At 54.9% G+C, this 16,520-nt stretch carries 11 protein-coding genes and 2 tRNA genes; 11 read left to right on the top strand and 2 right to left on the bottom strand.

The window, feature by feature from the left end:
- Positions 1-4: 4 nt before the first annotated feature.
- Positions 5-1,120 carry a metal ABC transporter solute-binding protein, Zn/Mn family gene (locus ACSYSS_RS04580; RefSeq protein ID WP_491702901.1) on the bottom strand — a complete coding sequence of 372 codons (1,116 nt, stop codon included), beginning with the start codon at positions 1,118-1,120 and terminating at the stop codon, positions 5-7.
- A 267-nt stretch (positions 1,121-1,387) separates the two neighbouring features.
- On the opposite strand from ACSYSS_RS04580, the gene ACSYSS_RS04575 reads away from it, so the two are divergent.
- The 10 genes from ACSYSS_RS04575 (at position 1,388) to ACSYSS_RS04530 (ending at position 15,016) form a co-directional block, all read left to right on the top strand.
- The gene (locus tag ACSYSS_RS04575) at positions 1,388-2,302 is read left to right on the top strand and encodes a bifunctional methylenetetrahydrofolate dehydrogenase/methenyltetrahydrofolate cyclohydrolase (RefSeq protein WP_491704224.1); all 915 of its coding nucleotides are present in this window, start codon (positions 1,388-1,390) and stop codon (positions 2,300-2,302) included.
- Positions 2,303-2,441: 139 nt separating this feature from the next.
- Positions 2,442-3,914, top strand: a complete 1,473-nt coding sequence (rpsA, locus tag ACSYSS_RS04570; protein WP_491702900.1) for a 30S ribosomal protein S1 — start codon at positions 2,442-2,444, stop codon at positions 3,912-3,914.
- 78 nt (positions 3,915-3,992) lie between these two features.
- Positions 3,993-4,610: a dephospho-CoA kinase gene (coaE, locus tag ACSYSS_RS04565; RefSeq protein WP_491702899.1), complete on the top strand. Its 618-nt coding sequence runs from the start codon at positions 3,993-3,995 to the stop codon at positions 4,608-4,610.
- Between the two features lie 153 nt (positions 4,611-4,763).
- A complete protein-coding gene (gene uvrB / locus ACSYSS_RS04560; RefSeq protein WP_491702898.1) occupies positions 4,764-6,875 on the top strand; it encodes an excinuclease ABC subunit UvrB in 2,112 nt (703 codons plus the stop codon).
- 184 nt (positions 6,876-7,059) lie between these two features.
- Positions 7,060-8,037 (top strand): TerC family protein, encoded by a 978-nt coding sequence (locus tag ACSYSS_RS04555; protein WP_491702897.1) that lies wholly within the window; start codon positions 7,060-7,062, stop codon positions 8,035-8,037.
- A 158-nt stretch (positions 8,038-8,195) separates the two neighbouring features.
- Positions 8,196-9,638: a pyruvate kinase gene (gene pyk / locus ACSYSS_RS04550; protein WP_491702896.1), complete on the top strand. Its 1,443-nt coding sequence runs from the start codon at positions 8,196-8,198 to the stop codon at positions 9,636-9,638.
- Between the two features lie 164 nt (positions 9,639-9,802).
- Positions 9,803-9,876: transfer RNA gene (locus tag ACSYSS_RS04545), tRNA-Leu, on the top strand.
- 77 nt (positions 9,877-9,953) lie between these two features.
- Complete coding sequence (locus ACSYSS_RS04540; RefSeq protein ID WP_491702895.1) at positions 9,954-10,739, top strand: ANTAR domain-containing response regulator; 786 nt, start codon at positions 9,954-9,956, stop codon at positions 10,737-10,739.
- An 82-nt stretch (positions 10,740-10,821) separates the two neighbouring features.
- Entirely contained in the window at positions 10,822-13,875 is a 3,054-nt protein-coding gene (polA, locus tag ACSYSS_RS04535; RefSeq protein WP_491702894.1) for a DNA polymerase I, read from the top strand.
- A gap of 133 nt (positions 13,876-14,008) precedes the next feature.
- Entirely contained in the window at positions 14,009-15,016 is a 1,008-nt protein-coding gene (locus ACSYSS_RS04530) for a Nif3-like dinuclear metal center hexameric protein (RefSeq protein WP_491702893.1), read from the top strand.
- A 145-nt stretch (positions 15,017-15,161) separates the two neighbouring features.
- Here ACSYSS_RS04530 and ACSYSS_RS04525 read toward each other — a convergent pair whose 3' ends face one another.
- Positions 15,162-16,325 carry an ABC transporter permease gene (locus ACSYSS_RS04525; protein ID WP_491702892.1) on the bottom strand — a complete coding sequence of 388 codons (1,164 nt, stop codon included), beginning with the start codon at positions 16,323-16,325 and terminating at the stop codon, positions 15,162-15,164.
- Positions 16,326-16,440: 115 nt separating this feature from the next.
- Here ACSYSS_RS04525 and ACSYSS_RS04520 point away from each other — a divergent pair.
- Positions 16,441-16,514, top strand: a tRNA-Pro gene (locus ACSYSS_RS04520).
- The last annotated feature ends 6 nt before the right edge of the window (positions 16,515-16,520 follow it).

The following is a 16,520-nucleotide window of genomic DNA, read 5'->3' as shown; positions in this document are numbered from 1 at the left end:
TGCCTTACTTGCCGGGGTCTTGTTGTCCTTCGTTCGAAGGAGTGCCGGTACTGGTGTTGGAGTCACCTGTGTTTGTCGAGGTGCCCCCGTCATTGTTTGAATTATTCGCCGTCCCGCCGCTGGACCCGCCATTTGTCGTAGATTCTGAGCTGGTCTTTTGGTGCGTGGCCTCGGATGCCTTGAAACTATCCATCGCCTTTTCGACTTCGCTGATGATATGCTTCATCCAGTCGGTGAGACTGTTCATATTCTCAGGCATTTGTTCGCTGACGTCCACCACCGGCACCTCTGTTCGTCCAGCAGTCCCAGTGAGAATGTTAGTGGTATCGGAGGCCTCTTGCGTGTTGTTGATGAGCATGTTGATGTTTCGTGAGGAAATGAGTTCTTTGAACGTCTGCAAATCCGCTGGAGCTGGTTCACCCTCTGCCGCGGCGGACTGGGCGTAGCCTTTCGGCGTCTTGTCCTTCATGCCCATGTCATCCAACAGGTAATATGCCACGGATTCAGTGGCGGCGTATGGGATGTCGCCATGCTTCTTTGAGAAGTCCTTCATGGTCGTTTCGACGGCGTTCTCCTGTTTTTTCCACGTGTTATAGCGTGAAGTGAACGCTTTGGAGCGGTTCGGCAACTTCTTCGAAAAAGTCTCCCGAAGTTCCGAAGCCATGGCGTTGCGGGCGTCTTTCGAAAACCATAGATGCGGATTGTCGCCGGTGCTTGCACCGACCGCATCGGCTGCGGAGATACTCATTGAATCCTTGACGATGCTTTTTTTGGCCCAGAGATCATATCCTGCGCCATTGGTCACCACCACCTGCGCCTTCTGGATTGTTGCTATATCGGCTGTTTTGGGTTCAAAATCATGTGCGTCCACCGAGGTGGTGTTGACGATGGAGGTGACGTGGACGTCATCGCCGCCAATCTGTTGGGCCAGCGAGCCCCACTGGTTGATGGAGGCGACCACTTCGATGGGTCCGGAAGCGTTCTGTTGACTTTGCGGTTGAGGTTCGTTGTCGTTGCTGCGCACTGAGCAGGCACCCATCGCAAGGGTCAGGCATGCGGCGGCGATTGCCGCAGCGGTTTTTAATCCTGTGCTTGTTGCTTTGGATGTAGCGTTGTTCATATCAGCCATCTTTCTGCATAAAGTTTCACCGTCGGCATGACCATCGGTGCAGTGGTGTGTCCGGCCGCCGTAAGTGTCCCAGCAGCCGCAGGATTGGGCCAGAACACATTCAATGGTAGCCCTTGCTCTAGAATAGCGCACAATGCCGCATTTGGGGTTGGTATGAGTGATTGGCTCATAATTGATAGTTTGTTGACGTTCCGCTTCCGATGCTGCTAGCTTAGGCGAATGAGTTATGCAATGAACTGCTCGATCAGGAGGAATGTGATGCCTATAGTGCTCGACGGGAAGGCTGTCGCCAGTGCGATCAAGGAAGATTTGCGGTTGAGGGTGGTTAGACTTAGGGAACACGGTATTGAACCAGGTCTTGGCACCTTGCTTGTTGGAGACGATGTTGCATCAGCCAAATACGTAGCTGGCAAGCACCGTGACTGTGCCGAGGTAGGTATTCGTTCCATCGCCTTGAACTTACCGAAAGACACCGATGCAGATTCCATTCTCGCCGCCGTGCAACGGCTCAATGACGATCCCGCCTGCACTGGGTATATTGTCCAACTGCCGTTGCCGAAGGGCATTGATGCCAACGCGATCATCGAGCATATCGACCCGGCCAAGGATGCAGACGGCATGCACCCCTATAATCTAGGCGAGTTGGTGCTTCACGTAACCGGATCCAATGTGGAGGATGCTGCCACCGGGACAAAGCGTGCAGCTTTTCCTCTGCCTTGCACGCCGCGTGGCATCATCACCCTGCTGCAAGGATATGGGGTGGATCTGAACGGCAGGAATGTATGCGTGTTGGGCCGTGGAATCACTGTAGGACGCACCATAGGTTTGATGCTTACTGCCAAAGAAGTCAATGCCACGGTAACGCTCTGCCATACCGGCACTCAGGATGTCCATAAGGCTATGCGAGAAGCCGATGTGATTGTTTCGGCCACTGGCGTAGCTGGTTTTGTGCAGCCCGATGACATCAAGCCTGGCGCGATATTGGTAGATGTGGGCATTTCAAGGCTGTTGAACAAGCAAGACGGCAAATACCACATCATGGGCGACATCGACAGGGGCTGTTATCCCATTTCCGGAGCATATACACCCAATCCGGGAGGAGTGGGTCCGATGACAAGGGCTATGTTGCTCACCAATGTTGTGGAGATGGCTGAACGTTCCATTTCCCAATAATGTTGCGACATCCGAAAAATGCCAACATTGCCTTGGGTATGCTTTACATTAAACTTTAGTATTGCTGTGGTGTGAGCCACGCACATAATAACTTAATACAGAGTAAATATTCATCCACAAACAAAAGAAACCACGTTTAATGGCAGAAAACAATAACGAAGTCGCCAAGGTTGCGATTAATGACATCGGCACTGAAGAGGACTTCATCAAGGCAGTCGACTCCACCATCAAGAACTTCGATGATGGTGATTTGGTTCAAGGCACAGTCGTCAAGGTAGATCACGACGAAGTGCTGCTTGACATCGGTTACAAGACCGAAGGCGTCATCCCCGCAAAGGAACTTTCCATCAAGAAAGACGTCAATCCCGACGAGGTCGTCCAGCTGGGCGACGAGATCGAGGCCCTTGTGGTCACCAAGGAAGACAAGGAAGGGCGTCTTATCCTGTCGAAGAAGCGTGCACAGTATGAGCGCGCTTGGGATGACATCGAGAAGATCAAGAATGAGGATGGCGTGGTCGAAGGCACCGTCATCGAAGCCGTCAAGGGTGGCCTCATCGTCGATATCGGCCTGCGTGGCTTCCTGCCTGCCTCGCTGGTGGAGATGCGCCGCGTCCGCGACCTGACTCCGTACATCGGCCAGAAGATTCAGGCCAAGATCTTGGAGCTCGACAAGAACCGCAACAACGTTGTGCTCTCTCGTCGCCAGTACCTTGAGGAGACCCAGTCCGAAGTGCGCGAGACCTTCCTGGCCCAGCTCAAGAAGGGCCAGATTCGCGAAGGCGTGGTTTCCTCCATCGTCAACTTCGGTGCATTCGTCGATCTGGGCGGCGTGGACGGACTCATTCACGTTTCCGAGCTCTCTTGGAAGCACATCGATCACCCGTCCGAGGTTGTCAAGGTTGGTGACAAGGTCACCGTTGAGGTGCTCGATGTCGATCTCGACCGTGAGCGTATCTCCCTGTCGCTGAAGGCGACACAGGAAGATCCTTGGCAGAAGTTCGCACGTACCCACGTTCCCGGACAGATCGTCAAGGGCAAGGTCACCAAGATCGTGCAGTTCGGTGTGTTCATTTCCGTGGAAGACGGCATCGAAGGATTGGTGCACATCTCAGAGCTTGCAGACCGACATGTCGACAACCCTGAGACCGTCGTCAAGCAAGGCGAGGAGATCTTCGTCAAGGTCATTGATGTCGATCTCGACCGTCGCCGCATCTCGCTGTCCTTGAAGCAGGCCAACGATTCGCTTTCGGAAGACTTCGACCCGGCGTTGTACGGCATGCCTGCCGATTACGACGACGAGGGCAACTACAAGTATCCCGAAGGCTTCGATCCGCAGACCAACGAGTGGATGGCCGGCTACGAGAAGCAGCGCGAAGAGTGGGAAAGCCAATATGCCGCTGCCAACCAGCTTTGGGAAGAGCACAAGGCTTTCGTCGCCAAGCAGAACGCAGAGGCCGAGGAATCGGCAGCCGAGGACGGACAGGGCCAGGCCGCGTCCGGTGCTTCCGAGGCAGCTTCGAACTACTCGTCCACTTCCGACAACGAGGGGACGCTTGCTGATTCCGATCAGCTCGCCGCGCTTCGTGAGAAGCTCATGAACGAGAAGAAGTGATTCAGCGCTGTCTTCAGCGTTTGAGATAAAGGCCGGTGCTTAGTGCGCCGGCCTTTCGTTTCCATTTGAGGAGACAACATGCGTATAGGTCTTACTGGCGGCATTGCCGCAGGAAAGAGTACGGTTGCAGCTCATCTTCGTGGCGAGGGCGCGTATGTCATTGACTACGACTTACTGGCACGAGAGGTGGTGAAACCGGGCAGCTCCGCATTGCAGAAGATCGTCAGGGAGTTTGGGCGGGACGTGCTTGATGCCGACGGCTTTCTGGACCGTGCGCAATTGGCGCATTTGGTATTCGGCAGGCGAGCGAAGCCGGATGCACGCAGACGCCTGGATGCCATCGAGCACCCGGAGATTTACCGGTTGGCACAGAGGTGTGAACGCTCTAAGAGGCAGATGGCTAATGGAGGCCACATGATGGTGGTGCACGACGTGCCGTTGCTGGCGGAGGTCATAGAAGAAATGCCGTTTACATTCGACCATATTCTCACCGTGGAGGCACCGGAAGAGGTGCGGATCGGACGAATGATGACTACAAGGTCAATGAGTCGTGATCAGGCGGTGGATCGGATACGCAGTCAGTCCTCCAGTGCTCAGCGCGAAGCGATTGCCGACGCTGTGGTTGATGCCGCAACGCCTATCGAACAAATGTTCGACTATGTTGATACGCTTGTTGCGCAATGGAGAGCTGCGTGAGGGTTGCCGAGTTACGATGGCTTGGCATTGGTACCTGGCCCAAGTGCTAATGGGACTCGGGTTGTTGTGTTCGGTGCGAGACTACGCCTTGCTTTGCACTTTACATATGTAACATAGTGATTGGGCCTGAGGGCTCAGGAGGACCGGAGGAATATGGGATTCAACATCGAGCGAGCATATAAGCCGTTTGAAGTGAAGTCGCCGTACAAACCCGCCGGAGACCAGCCCCAGGCCATCGAAGAGCTGACCCGGCGCATCAATAACGGTGAGAATGATGTGGTGCTCATGGGTGCCACTGGCACGGGCAAGACTGCTACGACCGCGTGGCTTATCGAGAAGCTGCAGCGCCCCACACTCATTTTGGAGCCCAACAAGACTCTTGCAGCCCAGTTGTGCGCCGAATTCCGGGAGCTTATGCCAGACAATGCGGTTTCCTACTTCGTTTCGTACTACGACTACTACCAGCCGGAGGCCTACATTCCACAGACCGATACGTATATTGAGAAGGACTCGAATATCAATGACGATGTGGAGAGGCTTCGGCATGCCGCCACGGCGAACCTGCTCACCCGCACCGATTGCGTGGTGGTGGCCACGGTCTCGTGTATCTACGGCTTGGGTACCCCGGAGGAATACGCCGGACGTATGTTGATGCTCCATGAGGGTGATGAAATCAACCGTGACGACCTGTTGCGCAAGTTCGTTTCCATGCAATACAAACGCAATGACATAGCCTTCACCCGGGGCACGTTCAGAGTGCGTGGCGACACCGTCGAGATCATACCCGTCTACGAGGAGCTGGCCATTCGCATCGAGTTCTTCGGCGATGAGATCGATCATATCTCCACATTGCATCCGCTCACCGGCGACGTGATCGCCCATGAGCCCAGTGTCCACATCTTCCCTGCATCGCATTACATCGCCGGTCCGGAGCGCACCGAGCGTGCCATCAAATCCATCAAGGAGGAGGAGATTGCCCGTGTGGCCGAGCTGCGCAAACAGGGCAAGGAGCTTGAGGCACAGAGACTCCAGATGCGCACTGATTATGACTTGGAGATGATTGAGCAGGTGGGTTCATGCTCGGGCATCGAGAACTATTCACGCCACTTTGACGGACGTGACCCTGGAACCCCGCCGCACACCTTGCTTGACTTCTTCCCGGATGATTTTCTGCTCGTCATCGACGAGTCCCATGTCACAGTCCCCCAGATCGGCGCCATGTATGAGGGAGATGCCAGTCGTAAGAGAACGCTGGTGGAGCATGGCTTCCGTCTGCCCTCGGCTATGGACAATAGACCGCTCAAATGGCCCGAATTCGAGGAACGTGTCGGCCAGACAGTCTACCTTTCCGCAACCCCCGGTGACTATGAACTCGGACTTTCCGACGGGGTTGTCGATCAGGTGATTCGTCCCACGGGTCTCTTGGATCCAAAAGTCGAAGTGCGGCCAGTCAAAGGACAGATTGATGACCTTTTGGCGGAGATCAAGGATCGTGTGGCCAAGAACGAACGGGTGCTGGTTACCACACTCACCAAGAAGATGGCCGAGGATTTGACGGATTATCTGCTGGAACGAGACATCAAGGTGGAATATCTGCATTCCGATGTCGATACACTACGTCGTGTGGAACTGCTGCGCGAGCTGCGAGAGGGCAAGATCGACGTCATCGTCGGCATCAACTTGCTTCGTGAAGGCTTGGATTTGCCGGAGGTCTCGCTGGTGGCCATTTTGGACGCAGACAAGGAAGGCTTCCTGCGTTCTTATCGTTCGCTTATCCAAACCATTGGCCGTGCCGCAAGAAATGTGCAGGGCACGGTGCTCATGTATGCCGATGAAGTCACCGATGCCATGCACAAGGCCATCGATGAAACGGAACGCCGCCGTGCCAAACAGATCGCCTACAACAAGGAGCATGGGGTCGACCCCAAGCCGCTCATCAAGAAGATCAGCGATGTCAACGACATGCTCGCCAAAGAGGACGTGGATACGCAGACCCTTCTCGCCGGTGGGTATAGGGATGAGAAGCGGGCCGGCAGTGACAAGCGACGGGCCAACCTTCAGATCGATGCAGATTTGGAAAAGCGGCATGATGACATCGTCAAGGCCGGCCTGCCCGCCCAGGACCTTGCTGATTTGATCCGTCAGATGAGCGAGCAGATGCATACCGCCGCTGAACAGCTTCAGTTCGAACTGGCAGCGCGCCTGCGCGATGAGATTCGTGACTTGAAGAAGGAATTAAGGCAGATCACCGAAGCTCAGAAATAAGCCTTATTCCAAACGTTGCCACATCGGCGGCGCGTTGTGCACAGCTTCCACGCTGGGTGGCGCCGGAACCGATAGGCGCCGATCCGAAGGCGGTCAAACGAACAGTATCAGTCGTTGAGGTCAGAATGCTGGTGCTGAACGTCTGACGGTTCTGCGTCAGCACTGGTCCGTACGATTACATGATATGTCGCAAATCCCACTGTTGTTCAAGGTTGTAACCTTCGCGGTCTTGCTCGTATTTTTCATCGTTGATATTTTCGTCATCGGACTCAAGCCGCATATTCCCTCCATGAAGGAATGTTTGAAGCATATCGTCTTCTTCGTGGTTGCTGCTCTTGTCTTCGGTGCTCTTCTTTGGCGGCTGTCCGGTAGTCAGCCCGCCATCCAATTCTATTCGGGGTGGCTCACAGAGTATTCGCTCAGCATCGATAATTTGTTCGTTTTCGTCATCATCATGACGAATTTTGCCGTTCCAAGGCGTCTGCAACGCTATGTCCTCAGTGTCGGCATCGCTGTGGCGTTGGTTCTGCGCGGAGCATTCATTCTTGTCGGTGCGGCCGTCGTTCAGCGTTTTACTTGGGTTTTCTTCATCTTCGGTGTGTTTTTGCTGTACACGGCCGTAAAACTCGTTCTCGGAGACGACGATGAGGAATATCACGAGAATGCGTTGATTCGCATGCTGCGCAAGGTTGTGAAGATCACTGATGATTACGATGGAACCAAATTGCGTGTCGTGAAGGATGGCGGGAAGGTGTGGACCCCGCTATTGATCGTGTTTTTTACCATCGGCACCACAGACGTCATGTTTGCCTTTGATTCGATTCCCGCCATTTTCGGTTTGACTCAAGACCCGTTCATCGTCTTCACGTCGAACGTGTTTGCCCTGCTTGGCTTGCAACAGCTGTACTTCCTGCTTGGTGCCCTGCTCGACAAACTGGAGTACCTGCCGTATGGGCTGGCCGTGGTACTCGGGTTCATCGGCGTCAAGCTCGTCATGGAGGCGCTTCACGGCAACTCGCTGCCATTTATCAATCACGGCAAGCCACTGCTCTGGGTGCCTGAGATTCCTACCTTGGTTTCGCTTGTGGTCATCATTGTCGCCATCGGTACGGCGGCTGCGGCCAGCGTAATCAAAATGGAACTGACTAAGAAGCGGAAATAGACAATCGGCGAATCTGCGCAATGATTGCTCATGAGAGCGCTAACATATTTTCGTGTTTCACAGATGCAAAGTAAGGGAAAGCTAGTAGACTTGGATGAGTTGGCTGGAGTTACATCTCTGGCCTGAATATAGTACACCTAAAGAACAGGCAGGAATTCATGCGAAAAGCGAAGATTGTAGACACCATTGGGCCAGCGACCGAATCGTTGGAGAATCTCACCAAACTTGTGGAGAACGGGATGGACGTGGCCCGTCTCAACCGTTCTCACGGCACCACCGAGGATCACCTCAAGGTATATAACAACGTACGCACCGCCTCGAAGACCACCGGTCGCAACGTCGCCGTCATGGTCGACCTGCAGGGCCCGAAGATTCGTTGCGGATGGATCAAGAAGAACGCCGATGGCGAGGACAAGGTCCAGCTCAAGGCGGGCCAGGAGTTCATCATCACCACTGAAGATGTCGAGGGTGATGAGCACATGACCTCCACCACCTTCAAGGGCCTTCCCGGTGATTGCCACAAGGGTGATCCGATTCTGATCGATGACGGCAAGGTGCGTTTGGAAGTCACCAAGGTGGAGGGTAACAAGGTCTACACCAAGGTGGTGGTGGCCGGGCCGGTTTCCAGCCATAAGGGCATCAATCTTCCTGGCGTTGCGGTAAGTCTGCCGGCCTTGACGGAAAAGGACGAGGCCGACCTGCGCTGGGCCATCCAGACGGGTGCGGATTTGATCGCCATGTCGTTTGTGCGGTTCGCCTCCGACATCGACCGTGCCCATGAGATCATGGATGAGGAAGGTCGTCGTCTTCCCATCGTCGCCAAGATTGAGAAGCCACAGGCGGTTGAAAACCTTGAAGACATCGTCAAGGCATTCGATGGCATCATGGTTGCCCGCGGCGACATGGCCGTTGAAATGCCGTTCGAAGAGGTGCCCTTGGTCACCAAGAAGTGCATCGAGCTTTCGCGCCAGTACGCCAAGCCGGTCATCGTGGCCACTGAGGTGCTTGGCTCTATGGTCAACTCGCCGATTCCGACACGTGCCGAGGCGTCTGATTGCGCCAACGCCGTGCTTGACGGTGCCGATGCCACGATGACGTCCAACGAGACGGCCGTGGGCAAGTATCCATTTGACACAGTCAACACCATGGCTCGCATCTCCGGCTATGCCACCGAGCATGGGTACGATCGCATTCCGGCTGTGCAGCATCTTGACATGTCCAGCACCGGCGCAGTTTCCTCCGCGGCCGTCGATTTGGCCGATAAGGTCAATGCCAAGGCCATTGTGGTCTATACCCAGACCGGTGGCACCGTACACCGTGTCTCCCGTGAACGCCCGTCCGCACCGATCTATGGCATCACCAATAACGAGCACACCTTCCATTGGCTGGCTCTGAGCTGGGGCACCGAGGCGTTCCTCACCGAGGAGAACTATCACGACAAGAGCCGTAAGGACCTCATGATCTTCACGGACAAGATGCTGCGTGATGCAGGTAAGGTCTCCAACGGAGACAAGATCGTGGTGCTTAGCTCTGCACAAGGTGAGAATGCGCCTGGGCGCACCGACTCCATCTACGTGCACACCGTCGGTGCCTGTGACTGAGTGGAATCGACGATGAATATCATTGGAGGGTTGCCTCAGACAACCCTCCAATTCATATGTCAAGATCATAGTATCGATGTGAAGACACGCGTGCTGTTGACAGTCGCCGAAATATGCTAGATTATATAAGCGTTGTTGCGTACTAGGCTACGCAGTGGCGTCAAGCCCTTGTATCCCAATTGGTAGAGGAAACAGCCTCAAAATCTGTGCAGTGTGGGTTCGAGTCCCACCAAGGGCACGCTAAGTGAATTGAGTATAGCTGAATTCACAGGTGTTATCAAATTTGCTCTATAATGAGTTCGAATACATAAGTAAATGCGGAAACAGGTAGATATGGATCAGGTTCTTACTGAAGACGAGCTGAAGAAGGCTGCTGATGAAACTTCGGAGCAGTCCAAGGAGAATGTCACCGAGGATGTAGAGTCGAAAGAGCCGCGTAAGCACACGGTTGTGGTGGCCGAGGATGAGTCGGTAAATCGTATGGATTTGGTGGCCATGCTGGAAGACAACGGATACGAAGTTGTTGGTGAGGCGGCTAATGGTGAAGAGGCGGTTGAGCTGACAAGAAAGTTCCATCCGGATGTGGTGTGCATGGACGTAAAGATGCCCCGGATGGACGGCATCACGGCTGCGGGTACGATTTGCGATGAAAACATCGCTCCAGTGGTGATGCTTACGGCGTATTCCCAGACGGATTTGGTCAAGCAGGCCACGGGTGCAGGTGCTATGGCATATGTCACCAAACCGTATGAGGAATCAAAGCTTATCCCTGCTTTGGAGGTGGCTATGGGTCGTTTTGCTGAGATTAACGATCTGCTTGACACCGTTGAGCGTGGTGAGAACAAATTGCAGAAGGCACAGGATGAGCTCAAAGAGGCTCAGGAAAAGCTCGAGAAGGCAGAGGAATCGCTTGAAGAGCGAAAGCTTGTTGACCGTGCAAAAGGCTTGCTCATGGATAAGGCGGACTTCTCGGAGCAGGGGGCTTTCCGCTGGATTCAGAAGACATCGATGGATCAACGCATTCCAAAGAAGCGTCTCGCCATGGCGATTATCGAGAAGTACGGCGACCCCAAGCCGGCCCGGCCCGCAGGCGAGCACTGAAAAGGTGTAACACCGCTGTACACTTGATTATGTTGACATCAGGCATGGATATCTTTGACATAAGACAAGTAAGGCGGTAACAATGGTAGGCGCGGAAAGCAACAATGAAAACCACGGAACGTTTTTGGTCGTGGATGGTCATTCACTTGCATTTCGCGCCTTCTTTGCACTTCCGGTAGAGAACTTCACTAATTCGAACGGCCAGCCCACCAACGCCGTGTGGGGCTTTTTCAGTATGCTCTCAGAAGTGATCAAGACTGAAAAACCCGACCACATTGCGGTGGCGTTCGACGTGGCGGGCGGCACGTTCCGAAACAAAATGTTGCCCCAGTACAAGGGGACAAGGGATGCGGCTCCCGAGGACCTTCTCTCCCAACTGCCTCTCATTCAGGATCTGCTCAAGGCATTAGGCGTCATCTATATCGAAAAGCCAGGCTACGAGGGTGATGACATCATCGGCACCTTGGCGAGCATGGGCGAGGATGCGGGTTGCAAAACGCTGGTGCTTTCGGGGGATCGAGATGCGTTTCAGCTGATTGACGACAACATCACCATGCTGTACCCAGGCCATCATTTCAAGGATCTCGGCCACATGACCTCCGATGTGATTGTCAAAAAATATAAGGTGACCCCTCAGCAATACCCTGATCTGGCAGCAATGAGGGGTGAAGGCGCCGACAACATTCCCGGCGTGCCCGGAGTGGGGGACGGATACGCCGCCAAATGGATCAACGAATATGGTTCGTTGCAAGGTATTTTCGACCATGCCGACGAGATCGGCGGCAAGAAGGGGCAATCCCTGCGAGACAACATCGACCAGGTCAAGCTCAACCGTAAGGTCAATGCCGTGGTGCGTGATTTGGATCTTGGTGTCAAGGTCGAGGACCTGACCCTTGGCGGCGTCGACACGCAGGAAACCGAGAAAGTGTTCAACAAGCTCCAGTTCGGGAAGGGTTCGCGCAAACGTATCATTGACGTGTTCAGCGGGTACTCTGGCAAATCCGGTGCTAATCATGCTGCAGATGGCCAGGATATTCAGACAGACGGCAGTGCACCCACCATTGTCAACGATGATGACGCATCAAACGCAGGTAGTTTGCGGCAACCGGCGTCGGAACCTGAAATGCCTCAGGTCACGCATATCACTGACCCTGGTTCGCTCAGAAGTTGGGCAAAGAAGGCTTTTGCCGATTTCGGTTCGCAGCGCGAAGACGAAAGTTCAGAACAGGTAGACGAAGCAACAACGTCTGATGATGGTTCGCAGTTTCAGAAGGCGCCTACCAAAGTACAAGACAGATCTGATGGCGCCCGGTCAAATACCGGTGCCATGGCTCCAGTGGATGCCGATGTTCGGGAGGAGGTCGTCAGCGATGCAACGCAATTCGTTGACCGCTCTCTCACCTGCTCACAGGTTTTGGACCATTCCTGGGTTCTTGTGCCTCAGGGCAAGGCAAAACCGGGCGACGAGCGGCTTGACAATCTTCTGCTTCTTGTAGGTGAAGATCTGGCTCTGATACCAGCCAACGTGGTTGGCCCATGCCGCGAGCAGCTTCAGAAACTTGTTGACAGATATCACGACGCGGTGGTGGTGCACGGCTATAAGGAAAGCCTGCATCTTCTGGGTTCGGTCGATATCGATTTGCCTATGCCGCTCTTTGATACCAAACTTGCCGGGTATCTGGTGGAGCCTGATTTCCATGCTGACAATCTCGAGGCTGCGGCAGAGCATTTCTTGGGTGGGTACGCATCCAGCGAGCAACAGCAGCAGGGTGAGCTCGATTTGGACGGTACGGGCAGTGGCGAGGAAGATGAATCCGGACTGATCGCCGCAGCCATGGCGGTGCGTTCCTTGGTCCAGACATTGAAATCCACCATCGATGCGCGTCATCAATTCGGTTTGCTCAAGTGCATCGAACTCCCGGTTTCCCAGGCATTGTACCGTCTCGAAAGCGCCGGTGCAAAAGTGGACCTTGAGCGGCTGCACCATATGCTGGATGATTTTTCGGCGCAGGCGGATCAGGCACAAGGCATCGCTTGGGAAGCCGCAGGCCATGAACTCAATCTGCAGAGCCCCAAGCAGCTGCGGGCAGTGCTGTTTGATGAGATGAATCTCAAGCCTTCGCGTAAGACGAAGTCTGGTTCATACACTACGAATGCCGCAACCTTGCAGGACCTGTACGTCAAGTATGCCAACGATGACAAGGCAAGTACGTTCCTTGGTGCGTTGTTGCAGCATCGCGAGACCAACAAGCTCAAGCAGATAGTGCAGACGCTGCTCGATTCGGTGAACATGCATGACACTCGCATCCACACCACGTTTGAGCAGACCGTGGCGGCAACGGGCCGTTTGAGTTCGGTGGATCCCAACCTGCAGAACATTCCCAATCGCAATGCTCAAGGCCGTGAGATTCGCTCGGGGTTTGTGCCCGGGGAAGGCTTCGAATCACTGCTCAGCTGTGATTACTCGCAGGTGGAGCTCCGCATCATGGCCGACCTCTCAGGTGACGAGGCGTTGATTGAGGCCTTCAAATCAGGTGCCGACTTCCACAAGTACGTGGCCAGCCTGGTCTACGATCTGCCGATGGACCAGATCAGTTCCGACCAACGCAGCCACGTCAAGGCGATGAGCTACGGGCTGGCCTATGGGTTGAGCACCTACGGCTTGGCCAAACAACTGAAAATCAGCCCGGCGGAGGCCGACGTGCTGAAAGCTAAATATTTCGCAACATTCGGCAAAGTGCATACGTACTTGGAATCGCTGGTATCCGAAGCGAGAATCAAGGGGTACACCGAGACGATGTTCGGCCGGCGCCGTTACTTCCCGGGGCTCAAATCGACGCGTAGGCAAGTTAGGGATGCGGCGGAACGTGCGGCGCTGAACGCACCGATTCAGGGTTCCGCAGCGGACATCATGAAGATTGCCATGATACGCGCGGATCGGGCGCTTCGTAAGGCCGGGGTGAAGAGCCGGGTTATCCTCCAGATCCACGACGAACTCGTGCTTGAAGTGGCTCCCGGCGAGCAGGACAAGGTGAGCGCGTTGGTGCGCGACGCCATGGAGCATGCCGTCGACCTTGCGGTTCCGTTGGACGTATCCATCGGCATCGGTCCCGATTGGCAGGCTGCGGCGCACTGAGTCGCTCAGATGTTCAAAGGGAAGCCGAGATGTTCATGATGAACCAAGGCGAATCAGTGTGGACTCGCCATGGTTCATGGCTGCCTTACCTGAGGAAGGGCAATGGCTGCCATGGTGGAAAGGAGAAAATACGATGACGACGCCAGTTACTGAGCAATCAGAGAGACCGGGAAAATCGGATGGGATTGAGGACGCTCCCAGATTGCTGGATGTGGTACGTGCATTGGAGCAGCTATATCCATTGCAGTTCGCAGAGGAATGGGATCACCCAGGACTTATTGTCGGCGACCCAACGGATAGGGTGCGCACCATCGCCTTTGCCGTCGATCCGACCATGGCTGTGGTGGACGAGGCTCTGCGAGCCGGAACTGATTTGCTCATCTGCCATCATCCCTTGCTGTTCCGCTCCGTTCATGAGGTTTCAGGTTTGGGCGTTCATGGTGCCATAGTGGGCAAGCTGTATCGGGCTCATTGCGCGCTTTGGGTGGGCCATACCAACGCCGACGTGGCATACCGTGGAGTTGGCCAGGCAGCGGCCGATGCGTTCGGATTGCTCGATCAGAAACCGTTGGTTTCGCAAGGTGAGTGTAACGGCCATGAAGTCGGATTGGGACGCGTGGGATGGCTGCCGGAGCCGGTGAAGCTGCGTAATTTTGCGCGGGTGGTGGCGAATGCGTTGCCAAACACACCGTACGGGATTCAAGTGGCCGGAAATCTTGACGGCCTCGTGAAGAGCGTTGCGGTGCTTCCCGGGTCGGGCGATTCGAACTTTGAGGATGCCAGAGCCAGCGGCGCCGATGTGTACGTCACCAGTGACTTGCGCCATCACCCGGCCACCGATGCGCTTGAACAGGCCAGATACGAGGCGGCGCTCCGATCGACGCAATTGCAGCGAGCCGGTGTCGAAACCACGGGGGATGACGATTTGGCAAGTACGTCAGAGGGCGCGTCGCCTGAAACCATCCGACCTGCCTTGATCAACACACCGCATTCCGCCATCGAGTCGCTTTGGTTCCGCTATGCGGCCGTGGATGTGCCGGCAGCAGTGCAGGTCAGAACAGGGTATCGTCCAAAAACAGCCGTGATTCATCGTCTTACTGACCCTTGGCAGATGGTCTTGCCTGGGCTGATGGAGGAGTAGGAAATAAACTCCATTGGTCAGACCAGTCAGTAGGGAAGCTACGGGTTATACAAAGGAGACCTAGGCATGCGGCTGTCGCCTGTAATGGAGATGTCTCAGAGGAATAATTGTTACTGCCGAATTCAGTTAGTCATGATGAGTAAGGCTAGCGCGTAGCGGCAAGACGAGAGGCGCTGTGGCTGGGCTCGCCTGTGGGTTCGAGTCCTTCTGTGGATTCCTGACCGGTCTCGTGTGCGATTCGCAGCAGCACTCTGTCGGCTTCGATGGCGGCGATCTGTCTGGAGAAAATAATGAACCATCCGAGGAACAGCAGTCCGGCGACAGCCTCAACGTTCGTCATTGTATTTTTGCCAAGCACCCATTGCACAAGCACCACGCAGCATACGAAGAATGCAATATAGGATGTCACGTATGCGGCTCTGGAAAGCTGTGGGGCAAGCCAGGGAAGAGTGAGCAGAAGCACGGAAATGACGACGGTGAGCCCTCGCGCGGATATATTGTGCAATATGGGGTGAGGAGTGTAGCGGAACAGGCCCACACCGATAAATGCGACCCCGGAAATGGTGAGCATGGCGGAAAGAAGAATAAGGCGTAGTTTGTAATGCCGAATTTTGCTGGCGTGATTTTCGCCTTGGTCCTCATTCCAATCGCGCCGCAGACGGTAGGTGGTCACCAGCTCGGATATGGCGAAGTAGCTGACGATGATGACGCAGATGCCGGCAAGCACCAGCGTGGAATTGAACATGCTTGCGGCGAACGTGGTGCGATCGCCCAGCTGTGAGAAATTGTTCTGAAACCAGTAAGGGTCGTCGGTGGTGAGTCCGGCAACGCTGACACCGGAAATCACGAACACCGGGAGCAAGGAAGCCAGCGTCTTTGCGTCCATGAGTTCCGCCTGAATGTAGGTCACGTAGCTGGCAAGACCAGCGAAAGCGGCGCACACTGCGTTAAGGTAGTCCAGGAACAGCGCGCCCATGAGCAGCGAAACGCCGCTTAGAACGGCGAATGAGACGAGAAACAGCGTGGAAGCATAGACTGTGGCCAATGCCAATATCTCGGCCAAACGGCGCAAGATTACGTACCACGAATGCTTGGTGGAAAGTGAGTTCGAACGGCGCGAATAGCCGATGACGAAGGAAACAGTGCCGCAGGAGGCGATGATGATGGAGGTGATGAGGAATCGACGGCGGCTGATGAGCCAAGCGGCGGGCAGCAGGGAAGTGCATACGGTCATGGCGATCCATGCCACCAATGCGCAGATGAGCAGCGAGACCAGTCCGCCTGTCTCCGTGCGTTGATGCAGCCCCATGCCTATCCCTTCGTTATTTTCTCACCATTGTAGCGAGTCGTTGTAACCTCTTGTGGTTATACTAGTTATTCGTGCTTGGCTTTGCGCCGTTTAGACGGTGGGAAAGCAAGGTATTCGGGACGTAGCGCAGCTTGGTAGCGCGCCTGCTTTGGGTGCAGGATGTCGTGGGTTCAAATCCCGCCGTCCCGACGATTA

The organism is Bifidobacterium sp. ESL1118 (assembly GCF_058505595.1).
This window is presented reverse-complemented; position numbering and strand designations above follow the sequence as displayed.